Raw genomic sequence first — 21,522 nt, forward strand, 5'->3', positions numbered from 1 at the left:
GTGGCTAATAAATTAAATGACATGTCACTAAATACGACAACGGAAACCGCGGGGCCGACCTGGCGAGCGGTCGTCAGTTTCCTGTGCCGCTTCGGCCTAGCTGCCATGTGGCTATTGAGTGGCTCCATCAAACTCAGCAACTTCGTAGACACGCAGCAATCCATCGCCGCCTACGAACTATTCCCGCAACCACTCCACGAACCACTAGCGCTGACACTGGTTTCAGTGGAACTCATCCTCGGAGTGCTGCTGCTCCTTGGCCTATTCTTGCGGCCAGTAGCCATCGCCACTGGCGTAGTGATGGTCATCTTTATCGCCGGTATCATTTCCGCATGGGCGCGGGGCCTTACAATTGACTGCGGCTGCTTCGGCACCGGCGGATATAACGCGTCAGTTGGGCCGCAACAGTACATGCTCGATATCCTTCGAGACATCGGGTTTATGCTCATGGCAGCATGGACCTTTAAATGGCCATTTTGCCGCCTGGCATTACATCCGTAGTGCCACCGCGGTCGTGCCCGAACCAGTTCAGGTTAATTAAGGAAAATACGTGAGTACCAAGGTTAAGAACCCAAACGATTCCGGCTCTGGATTCATTGTCGCAATCATTGCGGTCGTTGCCGTCATCGCCGCCGTCATCGGTGTCGTGCTGTACATGGGACGCAGTAAAGAGGCCGACGAACTGGCGAAATCGTTCCCAAGTGCAGAAGTGAACGCATCCGTCGCATTCGATGGGGCAGTAGTGGTCTTCAAAAAGGACGGCGCAGCCGCGAAATCTGCAGACCTCTACGAAGACTTCAGCTGCACCTACTGCGCGCAGCTCGACGCCGCCTCCGGCGAAGATGCACTCAAGGCGATCGAAGCTGGGGACCTCGAACTGCGCGTACACACCCTGAACTTCATGGACCGCGGCGCAGACGGCCACTCCACCGAAGCCATGGCGGCATTCGAAACCGTCGCACACAGTGGCGACGCCAAGCTGGCTTGGAACTACCGCGCCATGCTGATGCGTGACCAGCAGAAGGTGTTCAACTGGTCCAAGCAGGACTTCGCAGATGCCGCCAAGGTGATGGGTGCATCCGACGACGTAGTGAAGAAGATTGCCGATGGTGCTGGCATCGACGAAACCAAGGCTAATGCTGAAACGAACGCCGAAACCCTTCGCGCTGCCATCAACGAAGTGTCCTCCCCGCACGTCCTGCAGGACGGCAAGCAGGTCGACCAAAACGGCTGGGTTGAAACCGTAACCAAGAAGTAAAACCTCATTCACTCCTGCTGTCTACCTGCGGATTTGGCTTTAGCTGGCGCTCGAGGGTAACTTAGCAGGAGTGCTTAAGGGGCTATGGCGCAGTTGGTAGCGCACCACACTGGCAGTGTGGGGGTCACGGGTTCGAATCCCGTTAGCTCCACAGGTCAAACCCCAGTTCCCGCCCGGGAGCTGGGGTTTTGTCGTATCTACCTGCACTAATGCATTTCCCTTACGTGCGGATAGGTGGGGTTAGATAGGGTTAGACGTGGTTACATTTGGCACGAATTTGGCACGGTTTTGGCACGGCCTGTATGCACCCTAGGAGCAGTCTTGGCAGAGTTCGGAAACATCCGCGAGCTTCCATCTGGGCGATACCAAGCACGGTACTTCTACCGCGGCACTTTCTACAAGGCTCCTTCAACCTTCCGTACCGAGCGTCTGGCCGCATCGTGGCTCACCAAAGAAGAAGAGCTCATCACCTTCGACAAGTGGACCCCACCACAAGACAGGCAAGCCAAAAAGGCTAAAGACGAAGCCCGGAAACGACTCGGCACCGTCACAGTAGGGCAGTGGCTAGAAACATTTCACGATGGCCTGCGCACGCGAATGCGACCTATCAAGGAATCGACCCTCCAGTCGTACATGCGGGCGGTGAACGGTCGCATCATGGCGCCCATCCCGCCCGGTGACAGTGTCCACGACATCACTCGACTCAAGAACATTGCCCTGTCTGACCTGACGAAGGATGACGTACACAGGTGGTGGGACGCGCTCGGCCGCACCTACGACACCCCAACGATTAACCAGAACGCTTACAAGCGGCTCCGCGCCGCCCTGGCCCACGCTGTCGAACGAGACCTCATCGACGCTAACCCCGTGTCCGTGCGGGACGCTGCAGCCCGCGTCAAACGCAAAGAAAAGTACCTGCCGGAAGACTGGGAACTCAAAGCAATCCTGAAGGAGATGCCAGCCCGCTACAAAGTCCTCACTTCACTGGTCCTCTTCCACGGCCTGCGCATCGGCGAAGGCATCGCCGTCGAACACCCACACCTCCAGGTCATCGGCGAAGTACCCTATGCCCCGCGCATCATCGTCACCGTCGAACAGAACGCACAACGACTCGTTGAAACCGGCCCCGACGGCAAACGCCACACCTACCTCAACTGGCAATCCACAAAAACCGATGCCGGCGTAAGGGAGGTGCCCATCATGGCCAGCCACACCCAGCTCTTCTTCGAGCACCTAGAGCAGTTCCCACCCGTCACCTGCACAGTCCGCTGCGACGACGGCACCAAAACTGTCAGTCCACTGACTGTGACCGAGAACGGTAAACCAGTGATGGATACTTCCTACCGCTCACGACTCACAGCAGCCGAAAAGCGCGCAGGAGTATCCACCGAAATCCACCCACACTGCGGCCGCAACTGGCTCATCACCCGACTAGCCGAACAAGGAGCCCACCTGAAAGAAATCGGCAAACTCCTCGGACAAACCGACCTCGAAACCATCACCAACATCTACATGAAGGTCCGCGCCGGGCGGACGGACATCTTGATGGACAAAGTAGACGCATCACTGCAACAAGACGAAGCTTAACCCACCTGACCAGCGGGCGAACTATCAAGGATTCTCTGACAGTTGCCTCTATCTGCCACCGGGCGCGCCGGGCACGGGGGAGCCGGGACGGCTTGCATGCCAGGCTTTGACGGCTTCTGCGTCCCAGAGCGGGCTGCGAGCGTCGAGGTGTCCGGCGGCGGCTGGTGCAATGCCGCGGGCGACGTAGTTGGTCCACGTTGCGTTTGTGATGTTGCACCAGGCGGCGCAGTCTTTGACGCGCCAGAGCTCGCGCCCCGTGTCGGAATCAATGATTGTGGGGTTCATTGGAGTCCTTCCTTCCGAGCATGAGAATGCTGATGGTGAGCAGGATTCCCATGATGATGAGCAGTGCTGGATGTGGGGTGCTCGACAGGGCGTAAGCAGTCAATATGACTGCGAATGCGGCTGTGCCAATAGCGAATTTGTTCATAGCTCCTTTCCTTTCTGTGTTAGCGCTGTAATAGTGGAGGGGTGACCCCGTGGTCAGGGAAGTAGGGTTTTCCTGACCCGGGGTCTTATCGGCGGTGTTTCCCCTTGTATCTAGGTGTGCGGTTCTGCCACACGCTAACTACTTGGAATATTGTGCCGATGATGGATACAACCAAGGCGGCTATTTCCATCTGACCTCCTTCCACTATTTTGTTGTTTCGTGCATCTCTCACCTGCACTGCATCCAGTATAACGCACTAGGGCGGCATGTGTCAGCTTGGAGAAGTGGAGACTGGTATAAAAATTCGTGTGAATAACACGCGAGGGAACTTTTAGATCCCGTCAATGGAGGCTTGGTCTCCAAAGTTCGTATCGGGGGCGGGTGCGCTTTTTGCGTCTAAAAGTTTTCGTGAGGCGGGCTGTCGCTTTTTTCCGAGGCTTTCGGTTTGGGTGATTTCGATGGCGCATTGGACCCATCCGCTGAAGGTTGGGTCTTGGGGGAGAGCGCGAATTGAAGCGATGAGTTTGTCATCGGCATGATACGTGTGGGATTTGCCGTTTTTCTTTTTGAGGTAGACGGAGTTCTCGGAGTTTTTCCAGCCATCTAGCTCGAAGATGGCGTTGTCAAGGGTGGTCGTTTCCTTCGGTTCCTCTAGAACTCTGAGTAAGACTGTGGCGTGGGCGGATGTTGTGGATGCCCGGTAGGTGTCGTGGCGACGTTGCCGAATGGAGATTTCGGCGTCGATGCGCTGGGTGCTCATGATGGTAGCAACGCGATGAATGCCAATGCGTGCAGCAGTAGGCAGGTTTGCGATGCAGGCGTCGTAGTCTTCCGAAGACAATGCAGTTAAGACGGTGCGTAGGGCCTCGTCATCCAGGCTAAGTAGCGCTTCGTTGTAGTCCAGCGATGGGGTGGAAGTCGATGCATCTTCGTGTGGTGGCCGTTCGGGGGCCTGGAGCTCGATAACGACGGAGCCGGGTTTGATTGCTGAAATTTGCAGGGGCTTGCCTACATCGCTGATGTTGATGGGGTTGGAGTGTTGCTTCTTCTTGATGTCCTCGGCGCGTGTCTTAGCCACAGCTGATGTTGCGTCGGAGATTCCGGAGAGGATGTCGCTCATAGCTGGTGCGTCCATGGAATGGCCGTGGACGCCGTCGCCGGTGAAGCGAATTTCTGCGCAGGCCATTTCAGGGCCGGTTTCGTAATCCCAGACTTTTTCCAGCTGTTCGTTACCTTGGACGATGCCGCCATAGAGCTGTCCAAGCTCAAAGGCGCAAGTCTCAGGCCGGGTGTGGCAGTCCCGAATAGCTTGAACGAGCAGTTCTTCCACGCTTGCTTGCGCATGGTTGGCCATGTCATTCATCGAAAATCACCTCCACGAACCCTTTCTTCTGCGATTGATCATCGCTGCCTTTGACTCCGGAAAACGTCTGCCTCCACAATTCACGCATGGCGGGATTGTCTACAGCAAAGTATGCGTCAATGAGCCCACCCATGGGGTGAAGTTTCCCGGTGGTTCCTTCCCGGGACGTGACATCATGCAGCGTGCGCAGCGGAAGCATTGCTTCACGTTCCATCTTTCTAACGCCGCTGGTACTTGTGAAGTACACCAAGTCAGCATCACGAGGTTTGTCCGTCTTGTGCGTCGTGAATCCGCCGTTAACCCACAAGGTAAGCGGCTCATCACGCAGTACTTGCCTGACGATGGAAACATGAATACTCAACGTCTGGAAAATCAGCGCCCGGCGATTCTTTGTTGGCTCCGGGGCTTGTTCCACAAAACGCCGGTAAACCTCATTGAGCGTTGCTCGGTGAATGCCCTCCGGAAGCGAATGAAACGGCGGATTGCATAGCTGTGCCGGCAGCCCGCCAGTTAAGCATGCCTCAACCGGTGACAGCGGTGTCTCCGCGTGCGCCGCCGACGGTATCGCATTCTCCACCATCACGCACCCGAGCCTTCGTGCTGGGCTGTTGTCGTTGCCATGTTGTCTTTTACCTGGCGCTAGTTGTCCTCGGTGTCGCGCTTATGCAGGTTTTCCGAGTTGCGAAGGTAGTTGGCAAGGTCGGATTCCATGGATGCCGGGAATTCCGGGGCTGGGGTAGCGACGGTACGGCTGAGCATGACAATGTGCGCCTGGATGACTGCCAGCAGGCGGGGGAGTGCATAGTCGATGGCGAAAGCGCGGACGGCGGAATCAGCGTCATCACTGGTGAGGTCGTGTTCACCGTTGAATTTCCAGATGCCGCGGATGATGACGCTGAATGTGGCGTAGGGGCCACCAAGGTCAATATCGAGCTGGGCTTCGATGGATTGTTCAAAAATCCCGATGGAAAAGCTCGCGGCGAAGTCGGAGTTTTTATCCTTGTCGGCCGGGGTAATTAGGGTGCCTGATTCCAGGTCGTTGCGTTCGACCTGTGATTTGCCGGTTTCGAAGGTGACGGAGGTGGCATGTGAGAGGAGGGTGTCGAGGTTCATGGTGCTAGATGCTTTGCAGGTATCCGTGATGGGTGGAGCTATAGGTAACCCGCGCCCGTGCCGTCATTTCAGGGGCGTCAGACCAGCTAAGTCGCTCACTGAAAACATCCGATGGTGCAGTGGTGGTCTGCTTGCGCGCGGACAAGGTGAGGGATGCGTTGATGGCTGCTGCGTACTTTTGCAGGGTGCTCATGGTGAAGTTGGTGCCACCTTTTTCGAACCGGTAGACCATCGCTTCATCGACGCCCATTTTTTCAGCGACCTCGGAAACGGAAATGTTCAGATCGCGTCGAAGCTTGCGCAGGCTGCGAACTAGTTTTACCTGCTGTTTAGCATTTTCAATGCTGGTGGTTCGGCGGTTGAAGTGTTTCATAATGTTTCCCTTTCGCCTCACAGTCTGACATATAAGTCAGTCCCGTGGTGAATCATTAGGGGGTATTGCACAGCCGAATCCTGAACTGCATGTTGGTCCTGCACCAGCTGCGAGCGCAATCGATCGCCATAACAATCTGACGGTCTTGCTTCTCCTGAATCTGACGGGTGCTCCTCCCCTCAACCTCTTTCTTGCCGAGGATGCAGAACAACACTTCATCATCGCCCTGGCCATTCACATACTGAACGTCCGTGAAGTACGACCGAAAAAACGTCGTGGCGTCAGTGTGCTCAATACGTAGCTCGCCAAGCCATTCCAGAGGATCGGGCCACTGACGCAGCTTTTTCATCGCTTTCCGCCCAATTTTCGTGCGATACGAAGAATTTTCGTTCACGCCGCGATAGATAGCGGCGTTGTCCTCTTCGTCCAAGCCTTCCTCAACAGCTACCTGGACCATGCCAACGAGCAGGCTGTAGGCGTAGGGGTCGTTCTTTTCCAGCACGTCTAAATGCTTCTCGTAAGCTTCAGTGGAATGCAGTGTCGCGCCAGGCTCGTTGAGCCGGCACCAGTGGTCGTCCCTATCTACCATCACGCACCTGCACCAGCGTTCCCTGTCGCCCTTTCATTCACAGTCCGCCGTGCACCAGTGTGAGGTGCCGCCGCCGCACGATTCCGCCCGCCAGCCACACCGGCACCAGCCCCGCCGAGTCCGTCCTGCGCATCCCACAAAGCAAACGCTGCCCGCACAAGCTCCACACGCCGCGCCTCATCGAGCGCCGCAATCGCCCGCGGCAATTCCTCTTCAGCTTGCGCGAGAATCACGGCCTGGACGAAGCCGGGCAGTTCATCAAGGTTTCGCATGGATTCCCGGAGCGACCCGAGGTCTACGCCGGGCTGCTCCGCCGCGTCACGCCGCTGCTCGTCGGTGTTCGTCGCTTGGGCGGTTTCGGCGATGCGAGCCCAGGCGGATGACGATAGGCCGAGGTTGGCGAACTTCTCTTCCAGGAGGGAGCCAAGTGAGTAGCTTTTCATTGTGTCGGCGATGATGCGTCCGCCAACGTTGGTGGTTTTTTCGAGGGCAGCTGCTTTTGGGGCGGAGAGTTGCTTTTTGACGAGTGGGGGCACGAGCTCATCGGGCAAGGATTTAATCTCGCCGACGCTCATCTCTGTTGGCTCACCACCGGCTTTGATGGCGTCGAGTGAGCCAGGCCGCCACAAAAGCGCACGCTCGATACGCGCGCGGGTGCCTGTTCGCGTCCAAGACTCTCCGCGTTCGATGGCGCTAATGGTGCGCGAAGAAACTTCGGACGCGCTAGCTAATTCAGCTTGGCTGAGCCCGAGTTCACCTCGACGGCTTGCAATTTCATCCCCGGGGCTTCTCATAGCTTCCAGTGTGGCAGAAGTCTCGTTGAAAGTTAATCCAGGGATTCTGGCCTAAAAGCCGCAATTTGCAAGAAACTGCAAGCGGTAATTACAGCGAATGAAAGCTGGGCTACCAGCAACTTTGGCGCAAGTTCAAGAAACTTCAGCTCTCCGGGTTGACGGGCTTCATATAACTTCAGTAGGGTGATTGTTAGATGAAGAAGTAACTGGAAGTGATGAATTATGAAACTAAGCACGGAATGCCCGGTTCCAGTGAACGAATGGGTCCGAGTTGGGGAGACGCTTCGGTTCTTTCGAACCATCCGCGGATTCGAAACCGGAGAGTTCGCCAATCGGCTCGGCATTACTCAAGTTCACCTCAACAACATCGAAAAGGGTCGGCGCAAGTTGACGAACAGCGTTTTGGCTCGGGCGGCCGAAACCCTTGCTTGCAAACAAATCGCAATCATGATTCCCCGCGATGACCAGCCAGCAATCCCAGACATCGACTACCGGGACCCAAACCACAAACGCACCATCACCTACCAACGCACATAAACGCGCCGGGCAAGCGAAAGGAGAAGAGCAATGACAATCGCAATCAACGGTGTTGACCGTCATGCAGAGTTTTACCCGTTGCTGGACCAGGACGCTCTTCAAGTCCTCGCCGATGACATCAAGGACAATGGGCAACGCGACCCAATCACTGTCACCGAGGATGGAATCCTGGTTGACGGACGTAACCGCCTTGCAGCCTGCAAAATCGCGGGGGTTGAACCGAAGTACGAAATCTTTGAAGGCGACGACATTGGTGCCTTCGTCCGTTCCAAGAATGAGCGACGTCACCAATCAACCGGGTCGCGCGCCATGTCCACTGCATTGTCCCTGGCCTCTGATGGATACCGGGAAAACGGTCGGTGGAAACGTGGAAGCCTAGATAATGGCGGATCCGCCATTAGCGGATGGTCTCACCGGATGAAAGAAGCCGGACTCATCATCGATGAGTTGCCGGAACTCGCCGAAGACGTCGTGTCCGGGGATATCTCTCTGGATGAAGCTTTCAAGCTGGCGAAGAGCGCTCGAGACGATAGAGAAGCCGAAGAGCAAGCCCGTGCAGCATTTGAAGAACAGCGAATCCGCGCAGAGCAAGAAGCGAGGGAGTTCTTCCAGGCCAATAAGCTGGCGGCGAACTGGTACGCCGACCAGCCTTCCGGGAAATTCGATACGTGGCAGATCACGAAGCAGGCCTACCTGGAACACGATAGGCAAGCTCGCTGGGAAGAAGAAAAGGCGCGGCTCGCCCAAGAAGCAGTACAGAAGGAAACCAAAGAGCGTATCGAGCGGCACGCGCGCTACCTCGAAGCCTTCGTCAATAACTTCTTTATTGGCCTGGACATGATGGACGACCCTGAACGCGAAGAAGTCCTTACGGCGGCGCCGAAACGCATCGCCGACAAGTTCAAAGCAATCGAAAACGCATGCCTGCGCCCGATGGGCGAACCGCAGTGTGAAGAGCTTCGAGACTTGCTGGGGTGTTGACATGAGCATTACAGACAGAATCGCAGCCAGGCTCAATGAACGCCGGCCAGACCGCTACATCAACAAAAGCTGGATAAATGACGTAGCCGATTCAATCCCCTTGGATGCGTCCGAGTTTGAGGCACTGGCACGCCAGTACCTCCGTGCCCAAGCTAAGGAAATCGAAAACGGGCTGACAAAGACCGGCAACCAGATTGCCCGAGACTATGCCCGAACAGGGCAGGAGCCATTGTCCTGGGAAATCGTCGGGAATGTGCCCATCTCCATCATGAACACCGTCATCGAGAACGGTGAGCCAAAGAGATTCAGGGAGCGAGTCAAGCTTTCTGCAGCCACATCGAAAGACCTTCAACTGTGGGCTCAGACTGAACGCGCTGCAGCTGAACGGGACTACGCGACCCGAATGGAGACGGTTGCCGGAATCGAACTGTGGGAACGCAAACTCCGGACAACAAAAGCTCGTACCTGGGGCGAATACCAAAAACGAAACCACAAAGACGCGGCATAGCCGACCGTCGGGCACTGGGGAAGGTGTCCGGCACCAGGGCGGGAACACCGCCCGTAATCGTCAACAAGCAGAAGGAACGAGGCAATGCGAAAGACTAATCCCAATGAACAACTGACTCCGCAGCGCCATGCGGCCATCCGGGAAGCGCTCGACTGCCGATACCGCGACGCGGGACGCGCGCCCAACGGCCGGCCTGGAAACCGCAAAGTTGTCTCAGTTTCACCAGGCGAAGCCACCGCCATCGTTGAAGTTCTCCATCCAGACCAATACGCACAGCTTGAAATTGAACACCCCCGACTGTTGATCGCGGACGTGTCTCAGGCCATGAAACGTGCAGGAATACTTCGTCCCGGAAAGTACTGGGTGGCAGCAGATCGGCAAGGCCGAATTGTGCTCCAGGAGGAAGAGACACTGCCGGTTCAATTTGTACGTAACTATCACCGCGCACGACGCAAACGCTGGCGTTATGCACTGTTGCAGCGCCTCGGTTTGAAACAGAAACAGCCAAATGGGGAACACCGTTGGTGACAAACCCATTGCGGCTGAAAAGTACCCCAAGGCTGTACGCCGAATCGAAACTCCGCGTGTACCGAAGTTGCTCCCGAGCGAGCCACACAGTCAGTGGGGCGAAACCTAGCGAAGCAAGCTACAGCAGCAAAGAAATATCCACGAACCAGAGATTAGACGGGACCAAAACGATGAATGACAACGGGATTGAGCAGCTACTTGGCCGTGAGGACTGGCCGCCGGTGACCTGGGAAACGCGCTTTATTGGTGGCGTCCTGGTCGTGCTGGGGCTGCTCGCGGGCCTGACGACTCTCAATGTGCTTATCAGTGTTTTCTCATTGTGAAAATCCCGGCTTGTAGCTGGGTGGCCCGCCAGGTTGGCATGGCGGCGGTTCGATTCCGCCGCGGGGCACTGGTGTCCGCGTTCACGTCGTCTTTAGTTCGGCTGCGGCTAAGCAACCCACCTATGGGCGGGACCTACTCCCTCGCTTGGGGCGCTGCGTGGACACCTCCTAACCAACGACTTTGACCAGTTTTGACCAGACAGGAACCCCGATGACTACATCTGCACCGGCTGAATGGCTCACCGTCGCGGCGGCAGCCGAGCTTATCCAGGTCAGCCAAGACACAATCCGCGAACTCATCAATGACAAGAAGCTGAAGGCAACCTACTTCAGCGCCAGGTGCTTGCGCGTCAATCGTGCATCCATCGACAAGCTTGCCGCGAAGAACATGGTGTGACGATGAGCCGGACAGGTGAAGTGACAGTGCTGACCGTTCTGTATGTGAACGGCGGCTGGGTGCCCGTCGCACAGACCGAAGATGACGGACTGCTTGTCGGGGCGCTTGGCACCGCGAACGCATGTGATGCGCTCACGTTCCCGCCGCCGCTTGCGGTGGTGCCGGCAGATGGAGCTGCCGGGTTCCTGACCCTGGAGCAGCTATGCGCGTGGGGCGACGCGGTGTCGGATGCCGCGGCGGTGCAGACCCGTGAACTGGCACAGATTGTGCAGACCTGGGCGAAGAGGTGCGCGTTGACTACGGGCGTGCACTGGGTGGCCTTACCGGAAGAAAAGGATATTGAAAATGTGTAACCAAAATTGTGAATCATGCTCGGATTGCCGGTCTTTTGACGCTCATGCCGACCAGGCCTTGGACCTGGTGGACCAAGTGCATGCTGCCGAGATGACCGTGCACGCGATTGAAACGCTTGTCCCGGATTGGTCGTGGGCGCACACCGCACGGATGTGGGGCGTGGCGCTGGCGCAGGCCATGCTCATTGCTGCTGTGGTGGTGCCTCTCGTGCTGGCGCTGGCCTGGGTGGTGGTCAAGGTGAGTCTGCTGTGGTGAGGCGGCGCAGCGCAAGAATCGCGGTGTCGTGCCCGAAGTGCGGCCTGCCTGTGTGGCGGGTGGAGCAGCCGAACGGCAAGGCGCTGCTGATTGATCCAGCGGTGGACGAGGACGGCACTGTGATGCTGTTTCGCCGCCAGGTCGATGGGATGGGCACCACGAAGCTGCTGTGTGAAATTCTTCCGCGACACGAAGCCGCGCTGACCGGTGAAACGCTGCACCAGCTGCACGCTATGAGCTGCGCCGCGACACCCACGCGCAAGCCGAACCCCATGCCAGACCACATCAGGTCACTGCTGATTTCCCGCGGTCACCTGTCCCCACCACTGAATGAAACGGAATCCCAATGAGTCAAGTCACAATCCCGCTGTGGGTCGCAAAATCCTTGGCGGAACAGCAATCACCCGATGCGGCGGCTGCTGCGCTGCTTGAGGACGCGATTCGCGCGGCCCGCATCCGCCCTGTCACGCCACGTTCTCGTGGATTGTTGGCAAAGCCGTGCCTGGTCACCGTGGACGGTGAGCAGATTGAGGGCACCATCATCCAGGACAAGCCAGAAGGCGGAGCACTCGAAATCGCCGTGCTTGCAGATTTGCCGTCAGGCGTGGACCACGTTGAAGTGTCCATCTCGGATGTCAGTGTCTTAGTCACGGGTGAGGAGGCTGTGCGTGACGTCATCGCCGGGTGGCACGAGACCTGGGCGCGGCTGGCCGTTGACGGCGCTCCGGTCGATGACCCAGTGGTGGAAGCGCTGAAGCTGGCTCACGACTCTGTGGAGGCCGCGCTCAATGTCTAACCGTGGCCACGATTGGTATTTGGCTCTGGTCGATGTGGACCAAGTTCACCCGGAGGTCAAGCACCTGCAGTTGCCGGAACGGGCCGTGTGCCTGGCCGCCAGCGTCAGGGGCAAAGCGCCGGTGCCTGTGCTGGTGCGAGATGGCCAGCACCCGCTGGGCAGTCGCATCGTGTGGGTGTCGGCGAAGTCGCTGACCCGCGTCGATGTCCCAGCGTTTCATTCGGCCCCGGTGGCAGGGCAGTGGCGGCTGATTCCCGTCGGGGAAATGCTGCTGCTGCAGTCCACCACGTCGGAAGCGTTGTGCTTCGCGCTGCATAACTCTCAGCTCAAGGCCTTGGGGCATGCCCTGGGGCGGGAGTGGGACCGGGCGACGCTGTGCAGTGAGCATGACAGAGCTGTCCACGCGCTGAAGATGTTTGAGGTCGCGCGGGCTGACATGTCCGAATCGACAGCAGCCAGCGTCGGGGACACTCTGCGCCGCTGGGTCGCATCAACCGCACCGAATGAGGAGGCCGACGAATGCTGACCTTGCGGAATCTGAAAGACCAGACCTGGCGTGAGCATGCGAAATGCGCTGGCAAAGACCCGCTCGCCTATGAGTCACAGCCGCTGAAAGGCGGGAAGGCTAGCAACATTTTCGAAAACCTTCGGAAGCTGGACCGGGACGCGGAAAAGCTGTGCGAAGGCTGCCCAGTGCGCCGGGATTGCGCCCGTGATGCCCTGGAAAACGACGACCGCGGAATGGTCCGCGGCGGCGTGTGGGTGCCTGCCGTGCAGTCGAACCGCCGCACTGCCCGCAGGGCCCGGGCTTTGCTCGCAGAAGTCGCGGGGGTCAAGTGATGACCGGAGGAGAGAACGGCATGCATTGGGACATCTGTTTCAGGACTCCGACGAAGCACCCGGTGATGCGTGACATGGAGGTAGCGCACTTTGTCCTGCAATTCCACAATCTGGATTCGGTATCTGCGATGCAGGTGCCAATGACGGTTGAGCAGCTGAATCGAATCGCCACGGCCGCGAAAACTGCAGCGAAGGAGCTGGAAGACCACATTGTGCGGAATGCGACCAGGAAGCGAGGCAGCAAATGACTGTCATCGACATTGCGAAGAAGCTGCATGCGGAGGATTTCCGGCGCCGCTTCGGGCGCAAATATTCGCGTCGAGTGCCGGTGCCGTCGTGGGACAAGCTCGAACAGGCGCGGCAGCAGGAATTCATTGCCATGGTCCAGGCGGTACTGGCTGGTGAAACAAAACTCGGAGGTCAGCGGATTGAGACTTGGGCGCAGGACATCATCCGGGAGGAGGCGAGCAAGCAATGAGCGCCGAAGCTGCAGAACAATTCCGCATCGCGAAGGCATATGAGGCTGCGACTTCAAAGCGTCGTCAGCAAGGCGACGGAGTCGTCGTTACGCCGCCGGAAATAGTCGACTTCATCAACCGGGCTGTGACAGACATTCTGCAAGACAAATGGGGCGTGAGCGTTGATGATGTCCGCGTATTCGTCGAAGACCCGTTTGCCGGCACTGGCATCTTTGGGGCAAGGCTCCTGCAGACCGTCGGAGATGACCAGGTGCAAGGTGTGGTCGACCGGTTGAAGTGCATCGAGATTGATGTGGACGCGGCGGACATTGCAGAGCACAACATCCGGCGAATTGCCTACGCTCGCGGGGCTTTCCCGCCGCTAGACCGTCGGATTGTGCAGTGCGCAGACACATTTTCCGTTCCGCCAGGCGGTGAGCGCTGATGGGCAAGCGAAACCGCGGACGCCAAGTGGTCCAGTGTTTGCGATGCGGTGGACTGAAAATCCATGAAGCGCGTGGATTGTGCAAGTGCTGCTACAACCACCTGCGAGAGCAACGCTGCAGGCATGGAGAGTCACTGGACCAGTACCCGAAGTTGGGCGGATTCGGCCAATGGTCAGGATTCACCACCGCAGTCAGCGAAACAAAAGCAGACCAAATCAGAAGAAAACTCGACCCGAATCACATTCCAATGAAAGAAGCATCATGACTTATTCCGAGAATGACAAGAAATTGCTTCGGAAAATGCGTGAAGAGGGACCAGCCGCAGCAATTGAGGAAATGCTCGTGGACCCGGACGAATTCGAAGATACGGATTTGAGAGAAGCCGCCGGGAGAATTGATGACGAATACCGCAGCTATATTGACGAGATTTACGACGACATCGTTCTGTTCGACGACGCTATTGAAAAGATTGATGAAGCAATCGAATTGATTGAGGAAAGACAATGATTAAGACTGATGACACACAATTCATGGTCGATTGCGACCCGAAGGAACTGCGGGACGCGCTGCGTGCAATCGTCAAAGTTCCATCCACCAAGAAAGATGATGCCCACCTGAATCTGATCAGATTCAAAGCAGATGAAGGCGGCGACCTCTTCATTTTCGCTGCGAATCGGACAATGCAGGCGCAAGCCCAAATCACACCGACAGCTGTCATCATGCCTGGCGAGTGCGCAATCAGCGTCCGAGCCGCGAAAGCTTGGATTCAGTGGATTGATGTGCCGGAAGATAACGGGCACATCGAGCTGACCCTGTCCATCGCGGCGAATGGGCCAGCCGCATCACTCATCGAGTCCACTGGCACCCGCGACGAGGACCACATCATCCAAGACGCTAATCTCGCTGTCCCTGACACTGCGCCAGAGGTCCTGGACATCATCGCGGGAGTCAGCCCAGTCAGCTTGGACTTCACGTCACCATCCTTACTGCCCTTTGACGCAGCAGCGCTCATTGCGGCGGCTGGCAAAGCCGTCGCCGCGCCAGCCATCATTTCGCGCATGCACCAAGGACGAAAAGCATTCGCAGTCATCGCCGGAAAGGCCTGCACATTCAAGGCGTCGATTTTGGCGTGGCCGGCTGCCGGACGCTTCGATGCATTGACCGGAGAATTCATTGAGGACGACGCCGCATGACATTCATCGCAGCCGTGCCAATCATCATCATCGCCCTGGCGCTCATAGCGGCAGCGGCATTCACGCCAAAAGAATCATGGTGGCTCGCCAAAAACTACTGGCGACTAATCAGAAAGGACTCAACGAAATGACGACACAAGACCATCAGTCGCTCATGATTACCGAGCTGCGGGACATCAAAGATGCGCCAGAAGGGACAATTGTCCGAGCTGACCAGGGCGCGCTTTTTGAGAAAGACCGCGGAAAGTGGAGCGATGGCGTCGATGCCATCTACACGGATGGCGAGCTGATGGAATTCGCCCCACTCGAAGTGAAGTTTTGGCCGACCTCAAGAGCAACTGTTGACGGTCACCCACTCCTTTTCACAAAAGGGGAAACGAAAGACACCACCACCGTCGTCCAAGCAAGACCCACAAGAGGAATGCTGTGACCAGCCCACCACGCCGGGCCAGGTGCCCGCCCACCAAAACCAAGAACCCACGTTTCATCCGCTGAATGTCTTTGAATGTCAGGAGTCCGTTATGCCACGTTGTGGACAGCCCCGGTCCGGGAGTGATGCCTAATGGCGTGGCAGCGAACCTCAGACACCATCAATGAGCACCCGGTGTATTCACAGCTCATGGAGATTGCACTGGAGCGGAACGACCCGCGCCTGGTCGGCGAGATTCGCGGCTACGTGGACATGTTGTACACGTGGTCGGCACTGAACTTCTCCGACTATGTCGTCCCCTATGGTGCAGCGGCTAAGCAGATTGGCCCGCTGCGTGTGGATGAGGCAATGGCGCTGATGGAACAGATTGGTGTGGCCGAGCGTGTTCACTCGGCAACGAGAAAGCAATGGAAGCTGATGCGCCAGGAAGAGTTCATCAACCTCATCACTCGTGATGAGCGGATGATGAAAGCGAAGCGGCGCCGCGACCAGAACCGCGGCGGGCTGATTGTCCCTGTCCTGCTGCGCGATGGTGACCACTGCCGATACTGCGGCACGGAGGTTAATTGGAAAGACAATAAGAATGATGCCGGTGGCACTTTTGACCACCGCGAACCAGAGAAAGAGACCACCCCAGAGAACTTTGTTGTGTCATGTCGTGCGTGCAACCGTGCACGTGCTGACCTCCCTTTACCAGATGCAGAACTGCCGCTGATGGAGGTCCCAGAGGTCCCGGTCTACGGTGATGTGACTCGGCAGAAGCTTGCAAGGTGGAAGTCCGTCGTTGCTCGAACCTGCCTGTCGATGGGGATTGATAACCCGCTGACAGGTGAGCGGTACAGCAACGACATGAACGAGCGTCCGGTTCCCGTCCATGTGTCGGTTGAGCCGCCTGCGCACCGAGTATCTGTTCCTTCGACGAATGCTAATGGTCACCACCGCAACAGCAGTGGTGACCCGGAGCCCGGCCTGCAGCCGGTTGATCCGCGTTTGGCAGGCGATACAACGACGCAGGACAGTGACGTTCACCCAGTACCTAACACCAGCCTCCCCGCCAGTAAGGCTGCCCCTTCAACCATGCCGCCGAGCGCTCCCCGCGACAACCAGTCGCAGGGTGAGCCCCGGGACCGTGACGCTTCTGCTAGCCGTCAGGTTTCGGGAACCAAGCGGCGCCGCCGGCGCAAGCGATAGTTCCCCGCCGGCACGAGGTCTGTCCGACCTGAGCAGCAAAGCAGGTGGGCAGACGGCACGCGTTGACATGCACTTCGTCAGCGTGGTCTTTCGCATGCCAGAAACCTATTTGTCAGCCGAGAAAATCTAGCCCTGCAGAGGAGGGGGCAGAGTTCCGGACACCGGGTCGGGACGGGTCGGGTCGGGACGGGAAAGCATTTACATCCAACCTTCCTTTCAGATTCATGACTTCCTCTTCTTTCAGCCGAGCTCTTTGTGATTACCTTCTAGCCTTTGAGAGGACTGCCGCTGTGTTGTCTGAGATTGACCAAGACCGTTTGGGTAGGGCCCTGGTGTTGATTGAAAAGCATGCCCCCCACCTGGACGAGTTGATAGCCCCGGGTACCCCGGCCTCCGGGACGAACGCCGGGCGGGGTGTCTCCCAGCCCCGGTCACGCCCACCACTATCTATGAACCCGCTTGTGCTGAAGATGCAGCTGCAGGACGGGCTACGGCGGTGGGCTATCCGTGTGTGCTTCGCTCATGGTCTGCTGAGCCCTAAAGGTTCGCAGCCGAGTGTATGGGCGAACTGGTTGTACGCGCAGCTGCCTGAACTGTGTGCGCTCGAGAGTTCGAACACGGCGGTGGAAGAGTTCGAACAGTTGGCGCGTGAGCTGATGGATGTGGTGCTGCCGCCTGAACCTGTGCGTCAGCCTGGTGAGCGTGTGGTTCCACAAGCTGGAACCGCGAATCAACTGTCACAAGCAGCAGCAGTCCTTGGATATCCAGTCTCTAAGCACACCATCAGGCATTGGGCAAAGACCGGGAAAATCACCGGCACCATCCGCCAAGACGGGGCAGTCGAGTACCAGCTCGATGAAGTCATGAACCTGGCCAAAGGCATGCAGCAACGAATCGCAGAAACCCATGAGGTGAACCGACGTGCCTAAAACCTCTGACCAGCGTTTATACCCCACGTTTGGTATGCTGGACGCAAGCAAGCCGTGGGCATTGGTGAAGAAACCTCTGACCAGGGCTTTCGTCGTATCTGGTGGTTGCTGATGTCACGTACAGCCGACCGCCACTACCGCCGCCGCCGGGCAAAAGCCCTCAAAGGTGATGACCTTGTCTGCGCCTGGTGCGGCGGGCCAATCGATAAAGCGTTGAAGTGGCCGCACCCATTCAGCGCGTCAGCGGACCACATCACGCCAGTAGCCGCCGGAGGACACAACCGAGGCCCACTGCAACCGATGCACTTGAGCTGCAACCAATCCGCAGGAGCCAAGGGCCATCGCAAGCCACCGCAATCCAAGCGCCGGCACCAGAGGAATTGGGGCTAACCATGACCCAACGCGCCTGGTCACAGTTGTCACCCTGGGGAGAGAACCCCAGGACACGGCCCGTTGCTTAGAGGGCCCGCGTTGCTTGGATACCTCCCCTGACCTGCGAAAACCAAGTGGGACAAGAGTGTGACAGGCGGGAAAACCAAACCGAGGAGGTGCCATGTGCTGAACGGGAAAAGCTGCATTGTTTGCGCAGAACCTCTGACCGGCCGTCAACGCTTATTCTGCTCTGCACGCTGCAGAAAGCGAGGGCAGCGGCACCCAGATAAGTATCCAAAGCCAGACAAACCACAGCTGGCAGTAGTCACGGCACAGAAACCACCCATGAAGACCGTGGGGCGCATCTCAGCAGCAGTCAACGCAGGAAAGCGGGAAGAAATCCTGGACGCGCTGTTGCAGCGCCTGGCCGTCGAAATCGACGTGTCTGATGACGCTCGCATCATCGCGCCACTGGCTGGCCGCATGCTCGACATCATTGACCGCACCCAACCGGAAAACAACGAAAACAAGAAGGGAGGACTGCTAGATGAACTCACTGCACGCCGTGCCCGACGCGCCGAGGCTAGGTAGCCAACAGCCCACCTTCCTCCATAAGCCACAGACAGAACCAGTCGACTTCTATGACGGCGAAGACGCAGTAGACCTCTCCGCAGCACTCGGACTGATTCCTGACGAATGGCAAGAAGGCGTCGTTACCGGAATCATGGCCCGCGGCGAAGACGGCCAACTGGTTGCCAAACGCGCCGGGCTGTCTGTTCCACGTCAGAACGGTAAAAATGGCGTGCTGGAAATCGTTGAGCTGGCTCAAATGGTGCTGCTTGGGCGGTGCGTCCTACATACGGCACACCAAGTGAAGACTTCGAGGAAGGCCTTCAAGCGGCTTTCTGCGTACTTCGAGGAAAACGACGAGTTGGCTGCGATGGTCAAGACGATTCGGCGGGTCAACGGCCAGGAGCTCGTGGAGCTGACCAATGGTGCAACGTGTGAGTTCGTGGCACGTTCGAAAAGCTCTGCTCGTGGGTTCACCGTTGACACCTTGGTGCTCGATGAGGCCCAGGAGCTGACGGAGGAAGCCCTTGAGGCTCTGATGCCGACTATCTCGGCGGGGCCTGCCGATGACCCGCAAATCATCATCATGGGGACACCGCCGGCTCCGACGGACCCAGCAGGTGACGTGTTCCGCAGGACACATGATGAGGCGCATGCCGGAACGGACCCACAGTTGTGGTGGGCGGAATGGTCGGTTCTCCCTGACTCTGGTGGCGCTGAGATTGATTCAGACGAAGTAGATCTATGGTTCCAGGCGAATCCAGCGCTGGGCAAGCGCATGCGGCTGGAAACAGTGCAATCAGAGCGCAAGACGCTTTCTGATGAATCATTCCGCCGTGAACGTCTTGGGATGTGGGAGCAGGAGCGTACTGCCCGTGTGCTGCCGATTGAGGATTGGCAGGCGTGCGCTGACCCGAATGTTACTGACGATGGGGAGCCTGTCGCGATTGCCGTGGACATTTCCCCTGGGCGTGATGCCGCGTCCATCGTGGCGTGTGGAATGAGTCTGGAAGGTCAAGTGTGGGTAGACGTGGTGGAGAACCGCCGCGGCACTCCTGAGTGGGTGATTCCGAGGCTCAAGGCGATTCTGGAGAAACAAGCTTGCCGAGCCGTGTTGATTGATGTCCTTTCACCAGCAGGGTCGCTCATTGACCCGTTGGAAGCGGAAGGCATCAAGGTATCGAGGACCGGTTCCAACATTCTTGCGGCAGCAACCGCGCAGATTTACGACGCTGTGATGTCGCACGAACTCAGGCATATGGACCAAACCAGCCTGAACCTGGCTGCCGCAGCTGCCCGCAAGCGCAAGCTCGGTGATGCCTGGGCGTGGAATCGCTCAAACCAAGACGCTGACATCACGCCTTTGGTGGCAGCAACGCTGGCCTACACAGGCCGCACATACACACGCGCCAAACGGCCAGTGAAGCCCGTGAAACCGAAAAGGAAGGTGGTGGTCTGGTGAGCACCCTCGACGCTCTAACCCGAGAAGAACAAGCATTGGTGACCAAACAGCTTGGCCAACTATCCAAGTTCAGCGCTGTAAACCAGGTTCACGAGGCGTACTACGACGGTTCATTCGCTGCGAACATCCTGAACATCTCCACCCCAAAACACATAGGCCGTATCCTCCGAACCGTCTCCGGGTGGGCAGGCACCGCCGTAGACGTTCTCGAGGAGCGCCTTGACTTCCTGGGATTTGCCGATGATGACCTACTTGATGTGTTCATGGACAACGCCCTGGACGAAGAATCCGGGCAAGTACACCTCGACACACTCATTTATGGCATCGGCTTCGTCTCGGTCACCGCAGGCACGGGAAACGAACCCGAAACATTGGTGCGTGGCCACGACGCGAAGAACACAACCGGAATTCTGAACCCACGCTCCCGCATGCTCGAAGCGGCACTAACCAGAGAAATCAAAGATGGCGAAGTGAAGGGAATGGAACTCTGGCTCCCAGACCAAATCGTCACGGCAAAACGTGCCAGCGACAGCGCACCATGGGAAGTCACCGACCGAACCGCACATAACTTCGGAGCAGTACCACTCGTCCCATTCATCAACCGCGCACGAACCGGAAACCGATACGGAAAATCCGAAGTCACAGCACCACTACGCCGATACGCAGACGCAGCGGTCCGCACCCTCATCTCCATGGACGTCAACCGCGAATTCTTCTCCGCACCACAGCGATACGCCATCGGCATGGACCAAGAAGACTTCGTCGGCCCTGACGGACAACCACTAAGCCCCTGGCAAATCCTCACCGGCCGTATCTGGATGACCGGCCCCATCGACGAAGACGAAAAGACACCCAACCTCGGCGAATTCTCACCACAACCACCAGGCCCATTCCTCGACCAAATCGAAGGACTAGCCCAGCTCGCCGCAGCAGAAGCCGGACTACCCAGCCATTACTTCGGGCTCCGCGGCGACCAAGCCACTTCCGCCGACGCTATCCGCGCCATGGAAGCACGCCTTGTAAAACGTGCAGAACGTCGCCAAAAGTCCTTCGGCCGTTCCTGGGCCCAAGTCTCAAAACTCATTAGAGCCGGACAGCAAAACACCACAGTCGCAGAAGCAGAAGCATCCACAACCCGATGGGGAAACCCAGCAACACCAACCGTCGGCGCAACCATGGACGCCATGGTCAAAGCTGTCCAAGCCGGAGTCGCGCCGGGCAATTCTCGTGTGATTTGGGATCGTGTTGGTTTCACTCCGGAGGAGCAGCGTCTGTTGGAGCGTGAATCCATTGCGCGTCGCCTAAGTGAGCGTGCGGCGATGCTTTCTGGGGCTTCCAGGATGGTCAGCGAGTCCGACCGTGAGGCGGCTGGCGCGGGAGCTGCAGTTGAAGCTGATGCAGGGTTGGATGCATTTGTTCGTGGGCATGATTCCAGTGGGTTGTAG

Annotated in this window: 35 protein-coding genes and 1 tRNA gene; 28 read left to right on the top strand and 8 right to left on the bottom strand. The window is 57.7% G+C overall.

Annotated elements, in window-relative coordinates; all coding sequences use genetic code 11:
• Positions 1-21: 21 nt before the first annotated feature.
• The 4 genes from A3EC_RS0106205 (at position 22) to A3EC_RS0106220 (ending at position 2,845) form a co-directional block, all read left to right on the top strand.
• Entirely contained in the window at positions 22-501 is a 480-nt protein-coding gene (locus A3EC_RS0106205; protein ID WP_051061038.1) for a MauE/DoxX family redox-associated membrane protein, read from the top strand.
• A gap of 49 nt (positions 502-550) precedes the next feature.
• Positions 551-1,258 carry a DsbA family protein gene (locus A3EC_RS0106210; RefSeq protein ID WP_018024318.1) on the top strand — a complete coding sequence of 236 codons (708 nt, stop codon included), beginning with the start codon at positions 551-553 and terminating at the stop codon, positions 1,256-1,258.
• A gap of 78 nt (positions 1,259-1,336) precedes the next feature.
• Positions 1,337-1,409: transfer RNA gene (locus A3EC_RS0106215), tRNA-Ala, on the top strand.
• Between the two features lie 170 nt (positions 1,410-1,579).
• Positions 1,580-2,845, top strand: a complete 1,266-nt coding sequence (locus A3EC_RS0106220) for a tyrosine-type recombinase/integrase (RefSeq protein ID WP_018024319.1) — start codon at positions 1,580-1,582, stop codon at positions 2,843-2,845.
• 48 nt (positions 2,846-2,893) lie between these two features.
• On the opposite strand, the gene A3EC_RS0106225 is transcribed toward A3EC_RS0106220, so the two are convergent.
• The 8 genes from A3EC_RS0106225 to A3EC_RS12450 form a co-directional block, all read right to left on the bottom strand.
• On the bottom strand, positions 2,894-3,130 hold the full coding sequence (locus tag A3EC_RS0106225) for a helix-turn-helix transcriptional regulator (protein ID WP_026162261.1): 237 nt from the start codon (positions 3,128-3,130) through the stop codon (positions 2,894-2,896).
• Complete coding sequence (locus A3EC_RS12925; protein ID WP_018024320.1) at positions 3,111-3,275, bottom strand: hypothetical protein; 165 nt, start codon at positions 3,273-3,275, stop codon at positions 3,111-3,113. The genes A3EC_RS0106225 and A3EC_RS12925 overlap by 20 nt, the downstream gene beginning before the upstream one ends.
• Positions 3,276-3,606: 331 nt before the next feature.
• Positions 3,607-4,638, bottom strand: a complete 1,032-nt coding sequence (locus A3EC_RS0106235; protein WP_018024321.1) for a hypothetical protein — start codon at positions 4,636-4,638, stop codon at positions 3,607-3,609.
• Positions 4,631-5,218 (bottom strand): DUF6932 family protein, encoded by a 588-nt coding sequence (locus A3EC_RS0106240; protein ID WP_018024322.1) that lies wholly within the window; start codon positions 5,216-5,218, stop codon positions 4,631-4,633. The genes A3EC_RS0106235 and A3EC_RS0106240 overlap by 8 nt, the downstream gene beginning before the upstream one ends.
• A gap of 59 nt (positions 5,219-5,277) precedes the next feature.
• Positions 5,278-5,751, bottom strand: a complete 474-nt coding sequence (locus A3EC_RS0106245) for a hypothetical protein (protein WP_018024323.1) — start codon at positions 5,749-5,751, stop codon at positions 5,278-5,280.
• Positions 5,752-5,755: 4 nt separating this feature from the next.
• On the bottom strand, positions 5,756-6,124 hold the full coding sequence (locus A3EC_RS11585; protein WP_018024324.1) for a helix-turn-helix domain-containing protein: 369 nt from the start codon (positions 6,122-6,124) through the stop codon (positions 5,756-5,758).
• Positions 6,125-6,179: 55 nt separating this feature from the next.
• The gene (locus A3EC_RS0106255) at positions 6,180-6,626 is read right to left on the bottom strand and encodes a hypothetical protein (protein WP_156812871.1); all 447 of its coding nucleotides are present in this window, start codon (positions 6,624-6,626) and stop codon (positions 6,180-6,182) included.
• 86 nt (positions 6,627-6,712) lie between these two features.
• On the bottom strand, positions 6,713-7,507 hold the full coding sequence (locus A3EC_RS12450) for a helix-turn-helix transcriptional regulator (protein ID WP_018024326.1): 795 nt from the start codon (positions 7,505-7,507) through the stop codon (positions 6,713-6,715).
• Positions 7,508-7,759: 252 nt separating this feature from the next.
• On the opposite strand from A3EC_RS12450, the gene A3EC_RS11595 reads away from it, so the two are divergent.
• From A3EC_RS11595 to A3EC_RS0106390, 24 genes are all read left to right on the top strand, one after another.
• On the top strand, positions 7,760-8,044 hold the full coding sequence (locus A3EC_RS11595; RefSeq protein WP_040428233.1) for a helix-turn-helix domain-containing protein: 285 nt from the start codon (positions 7,760-7,762) through the stop codon (positions 8,042-8,044).
• 30 nt (positions 8,045-8,074) lie between these two features.
• Positions 8,075-9,025: a ParB N-terminal domain-containing protein gene (locus tag A3EC_RS0106275; protein WP_018024329.1), complete on the top strand. Its 951-nt coding sequence runs from the start codon at positions 8,075-8,077 to the stop codon at positions 9,023-9,025.
• A gap of 1 nt (position 9,026) precedes the next feature.
• Positions 9,027-9,533, top strand: coding sequence for a hypothetical protein (locus tag A3EC_RS0106280; protein WP_018024330.1), 507 nt, complete (start codon positions 9,027-9,029; stop codon positions 9,531-9,533).
• An 84-nt stretch (positions 9,534-9,617) separates the two neighbouring features.
• The gene (locus tag A3EC_RS0106285; RefSeq protein ID WP_018024331.1) at positions 9,618-10,061 is read left to right on the top strand and encodes a hypothetical protein; all 444 of its coding nucleotides are present in this window, start codon (positions 9,618-9,620) and stop codon (positions 10,059-10,061) included.
• Between the two features lie 170 nt (positions 10,062-10,231).
• Positions 10,232-10,384, top strand: a complete 153-nt coding sequence (locus A3EC_RS12930; protein WP_018024332.1) for a hypothetical protein — start codon at positions 10,232-10,234, stop codon at positions 10,382-10,384.
• A 211-nt stretch (positions 10,385-10,595) separates the two neighbouring features.
• Positions 10,596-10,781, top strand: coding sequence for a helix-turn-helix domain-containing protein (locus A3EC_RS0106295; protein WP_018024333.1), 186 nt, complete (start codon positions 10,596-10,598; stop codon positions 10,779-10,781).
• 2 nt (positions 10,782-10,783) lie between these two features.
• A complete protein-coding gene (locus tag A3EC_RS0106300; RefSeq protein ID WP_040428235.1) occupies positions 10,784-11,134 on the top strand; it encodes a hypothetical protein in 351 nt (116 codons plus the stop codon).
• Complete coding sequence (locus A3EC_RS0106305; protein ID WP_018024335.1) at positions 11,127-11,390, top strand: hypothetical protein; 264 nt, start codon at positions 11,127-11,129, stop codon at positions 11,388-11,390. Before A3EC_RS0106300 ends, A3EC_RS0106305 begins: the two co-directional genes overlap by 8 nt.
• A gap of 23 nt (positions 11,391-11,413) precedes the next feature.
• Entirely contained in the window at positions 11,414-11,740 is a 327-nt protein-coding gene (locus tag A3EC_RS0106310) for a hypothetical protein (protein WP_040428237.1), read from the top strand.
• Positions 11,737-12,186 (top strand): hypothetical protein, encoded by a 450-nt coding sequence (locus A3EC_RS0106315; RefSeq protein ID WP_018024337.1) that lies wholly within the window; start codon positions 11,737-11,739, stop codon positions 12,184-12,186. The genes A3EC_RS0106310 and A3EC_RS0106315 overlap by 4 nt, the downstream gene beginning before the upstream one ends.
• Positions 12,179-12,712 (top strand): hypothetical protein, encoded by a 534-nt coding sequence (locus tag A3EC_RS0106320; RefSeq protein ID WP_018024338.1) that lies wholly within the window; start codon positions 12,179-12,181, stop codon positions 12,710-12,712. The genes A3EC_RS0106315 and A3EC_RS0106320 overlap by 8 nt, the downstream gene beginning before the upstream one ends.
• Entirely contained in the window at positions 12,706-13,026 is a 321-nt protein-coding gene (locus A3EC_RS11600) for a WhiB family transcriptional regulator (RefSeq protein WP_018024339.1), read from the top strand. Before A3EC_RS0106320 ends, A3EC_RS11600 begins: the two co-directional genes overlap by 7 nt.
• A 65-nt stretch (positions 13,027-13,091) precedes the next feature.
• Positions 13,092-13,274 (top strand): hypothetical protein, encoded by a 183-nt coding sequence (locus A3EC_RS0106330; protein WP_156812873.1) that lies wholly within the window; start codon positions 13,092-13,094, stop codon positions 13,272-13,274.
• Positions 13,271-13,504 carry a hypothetical protein gene (locus tag A3EC_RS0106335; RefSeq protein WP_018024341.1) on the top strand — a complete coding sequence of 78 codons (234 nt, stop codon included), beginning with the start codon at positions 13,271-13,273 and terminating at the stop codon, positions 13,502-13,504. Before A3EC_RS0106330 ends, A3EC_RS0106335 begins: the two co-directional genes overlap by 4 nt.
• A complete protein-coding gene (locus tag A3EC_RS0106340; protein ID WP_018024342.1) occupies positions 13,501-13,929 on the top strand; it encodes a hypothetical protein in 429 nt (142 codons plus the stop codon). Before A3EC_RS0106335 ends, A3EC_RS0106340 begins: the two co-directional genes overlap by 4 nt.
• 301 nt (positions 13,930-14,230) lie before the next feature.
• Positions 14,231-14,437 carry a hypothetical protein gene (locus A3EC_RS0106345; RefSeq protein WP_156812874.1) on the top strand — a complete coding sequence of 69 codons (207 nt, stop codon included), beginning with the start codon at positions 14,231-14,233 and terminating at the stop codon, positions 14,435-14,437.
• Complete coding sequence (locus A3EC_RS0106350) at positions 14,434-15,123, top strand: hypothetical protein (RefSeq protein WP_018024344.1); 690 nt, start codon at positions 14,434-14,436, stop codon at positions 15,121-15,123. The genes A3EC_RS0106345 and A3EC_RS0106350 overlap by 4 nt, the downstream gene beginning before the upstream one ends.
• Positions 15,120-15,254 (top strand): hypothetical protein, encoded by a 135-nt coding sequence (locus tag A3EC_RS13240; protein ID WP_018024345.1) that lies wholly within the window; start codon positions 15,120-15,122, stop codon positions 15,252-15,254. Before A3EC_RS0106350 ends, A3EC_RS13240 begins: the two co-directional genes overlap by 4 nt.
• Complete coding sequence (locus A3EC_RS0106360) at positions 15,251-15,553, top strand: hypothetical protein (protein ID WP_018024346.1); 303 nt, start codon at positions 15,251-15,253, stop codon at positions 15,551-15,553. Before A3EC_RS13240 ends, A3EC_RS0106360 begins: the two co-directional genes overlap by 4 nt.
• A 132-nt stretch (positions 15,554-15,685) precedes the next feature.
• Positions 15,686-16,744: an HNH endonuclease gene (locus A3EC_RS0106365; RefSeq protein ID WP_018024347.1), complete on the top strand. Its 1,059-nt coding sequence runs from the start codon at positions 15,686-15,688 to the stop codon at positions 16,742-16,744.
• Between the two features lie 449 nt (positions 16,745-17,193).
• Entirely contained in the window at positions 17,194-17,673 is a 480-nt protein-coding gene (locus tag A3EC_RS11605) for a MerR family transcriptional regulator (RefSeq protein WP_018024348.1), read from the top strand.
• Positions 17,674-18,390: 717 nt separating this feature from the next.
• Positions 18,391-18,636, top strand: coding sequence for a hypothetical protein (locus A3EC_RS0106380; protein WP_018024350.1), 246 nt, complete (start codon positions 18,391-18,393; stop codon positions 18,634-18,636).
• Positions 18,593-20,077: a terminase TerL endonuclease subunit gene (locus tag A3EC_RS0106385; RefSeq protein WP_156812875.1), complete on the top strand. Its 1,485-nt coding sequence runs from the start codon at positions 18,593-18,595 to the stop codon at positions 20,075-20,077. Before A3EC_RS0106380 ends, A3EC_RS0106385 begins: the two co-directional genes overlap by 44 nt.
• The gene (locus A3EC_RS0106390; protein ID WP_018024352.1) at positions 20,074-21,522 is read left to right on the top strand and encodes a phage portal protein; all 1,449 of its coding nucleotides are present in this window, start codon (positions 20,074-20,076) and stop codon (positions 21,520-21,522) included. The genes A3EC_RS0106385 and A3EC_RS0106390 overlap by 4 nt, the downstream gene beginning before the upstream one ends.

Origin of the sequence: Corynebacterium ulceribovis DSM 45146 (assembly GCF_000372445.1) — a bacterium.
Classification (GTDB): Bacteria; Actinomycetota; Actinomycetes; order Mycobacteriales; family Mycobacteriaceae; genus Corynebacterium; species Corynebacterium ulceribovis.

Coding starts and splice junctions, on each gene's coding strand:
- A3EC_RS0106340 (WP_018024342.1), top strand. CDS start 13,501: ATGAGCGCCGAAGCTGCAGAACAATTCCGCATCGCGAAGGCATATGAG.
- A3EC_RS12925 (WP_018024320.1), bottom strand. CDS start 3,275: ATGAACAAATTCGCTATTGGCACAGCCGCATTCGCAGTCATATTGACT.
- A3EC_RS11605 (WP_018024348.1), top strand. CDS start 17,194: ATGAACCCGCTTGTGCTGAAGATGCAGCTGCAGGACGGGCTACGGCGG.
- A3EC_RS0106205 (WP_051061038.1), top strand. CDS start 22: ATGTCACTAAATACGACAACGGAAACCGCGGGGCCGACCTGGCGAGCG.
- A3EC_RS0106315 (WP_018024337.1), top strand. CDS start 11,737: ATGAGTCAAGTCACAATCCCGCTGTGGGTCGCAAAATCCTTGGCGGAA.
- A3EC_RS0106350 (WP_018024344.1), top strand. CDS start 14,434: ATGATTAAGACTGATGACACACAATTCATGGTCGATTGCGACCCGAAG.
- A3EC_RS0106300 (WP_040428235.1), top strand. CDS start 10,784: ATGAGCCGGACAGGTGAAGTGACAGTGCTGACCGTTCTGTATGTGAAC.
- A3EC_RS0106225 (WP_026162261.1), bottom strand. CDS start 3,130: ATGAACCCCACAATCATTGATTCCGACACGGGGCGCGAGCTCTGGCGC.
- A3EC_RS0106360 (WP_018024346.1), top strand. CDS start 15,251: ATGACGACACAAGACCATCAGTCGCTCATGATTACCGAGCTGCGGGAC.
- A3EC_RS0106320 (WP_018024338.1), top strand. CDS start 12,179: ATGTCTAACCGTGGCCACGATTGGTATTTGGCTCTGGTCGATGTGGAC.
- A3EC_RS11600 (WP_018024339.1), top strand. CDS start 12,706: ATGCTGACCTTGCGGAATCTGAAAGACCAGACCTGGCGTGAGCATGCG.
- A3EC_RS0106235 (WP_018024321.1), bottom strand. CDS start 4,638: ATGAATGACATGGCCAACCATGCGCAAGCAAGCGTGGAAGAACTGCTC.
- A3EC_RS0106385 (WP_156812875.1), top strand. CDS start 18,593: ATGAACTCACTGCACGCCGTGCCCGACGCGCCGAGGCTAGGTAGCCAA.
- A3EC_RS13240 (WP_018024345.1), top strand. CDS start 15,120: ATGACATTCATCGCAGCCGTGCCAATCATCATCATCGCCCTGGCGCTC.
- A3EC_RS0106380 (WP_018024350.1), top strand. CDS start 18,391: ATGAAGACCGTGGGGCGCATCTCAGCAGCAGTCAACGCAGGAAAGCGG.
- A3EC_RS0106365 (WP_018024347.1), top strand. CDS start 15,686: ATGGCGTGGCAGCGAACCTCAGACACCATCAATGAGCACCCGGTGTAT.
- A3EC_RS12450 (WP_018024326.1), bottom strand. CDS start 7,507: ATGAGAAGCCCCGGGGATGAAATTGCAAGCCGTCGAGGTGAACTCGGG.
- A3EC_RS12930 (WP_018024332.1), top strand. CDS start 10,232: ATGAATGACAACGGGATTGAGCAGCTACTTGGCCGTGAGGACTGGCCG.
- A3EC_RS0106245 (WP_018024323.1), bottom strand. CDS start 5,751: ATGAACCTCGACACCCTCCTCTCACATGCCACCTCCGTCACCTTCGAA.
- A3EC_RS0106295 (WP_018024333.1), top strand. CDS start 10,596: ATGACTACATCTGCACCGGCTGAATGGCTCACCGTCGCGGCGGCAGCC.
- A3EC_RS0106335 (WP_018024341.1), top strand. CDS start 13,271: ATGACTGTCATCGACATTGCGAAGAAGCTGCATGCGGAGGATTTCCGG.
- A3EC_RS11585 (WP_018024324.1), bottom strand. CDS start 6,124: ATGAAACACTTCAACCGCCGAACCACCAGCATTGAAAATGCTAAACAG.
- A3EC_RS0106280 (WP_018024330.1), top strand. CDS start 9,027: ATGAGCATTACAGACAGAATCGCAGCCAGGCTCAATGAACGCCGGCCA.
- A3EC_RS0106330 (WP_156812873.1), top strand. CDS start 13,092: ATGCGTGACATGGAGGTAGCGCACTTTGTCCTGCAATTCCACAATCTG.
- A3EC_RS0106240 (WP_018024322.1), bottom strand. CDS start 5,218: ATGGTGGAGAATGCGATACCGTCGGCGGCGCACGCGGAGACACCGCTG.
- A3EC_RS0106275 (WP_018024329.1), top strand. CDS start 8,075: ATGACAATCGCAATCAACGGTGTTGACCGTCATGCAGAGTTTTACCCG.
- A3EC_RS0106345 (WP_156812874.1), top strand. CDS start 14,231: ATGCGTGAAGAGGGACCAGCCGCAGCAATTGAGGAAATGCTCGTGGAC.
- A3EC_RS0106305 (WP_018024335.1), top strand. CDS start 11,127: ATGTGTAACCAAAATTGTGAATCATGCTCGGATTGCCGGTCTTTTGAC.
- A3EC_RS0106285 (WP_018024331.1), top strand. CDS start 9,618: ATGCGAAAGACTAATCCCAATGAACAACTGACTCCGCAGCGCCATGCG.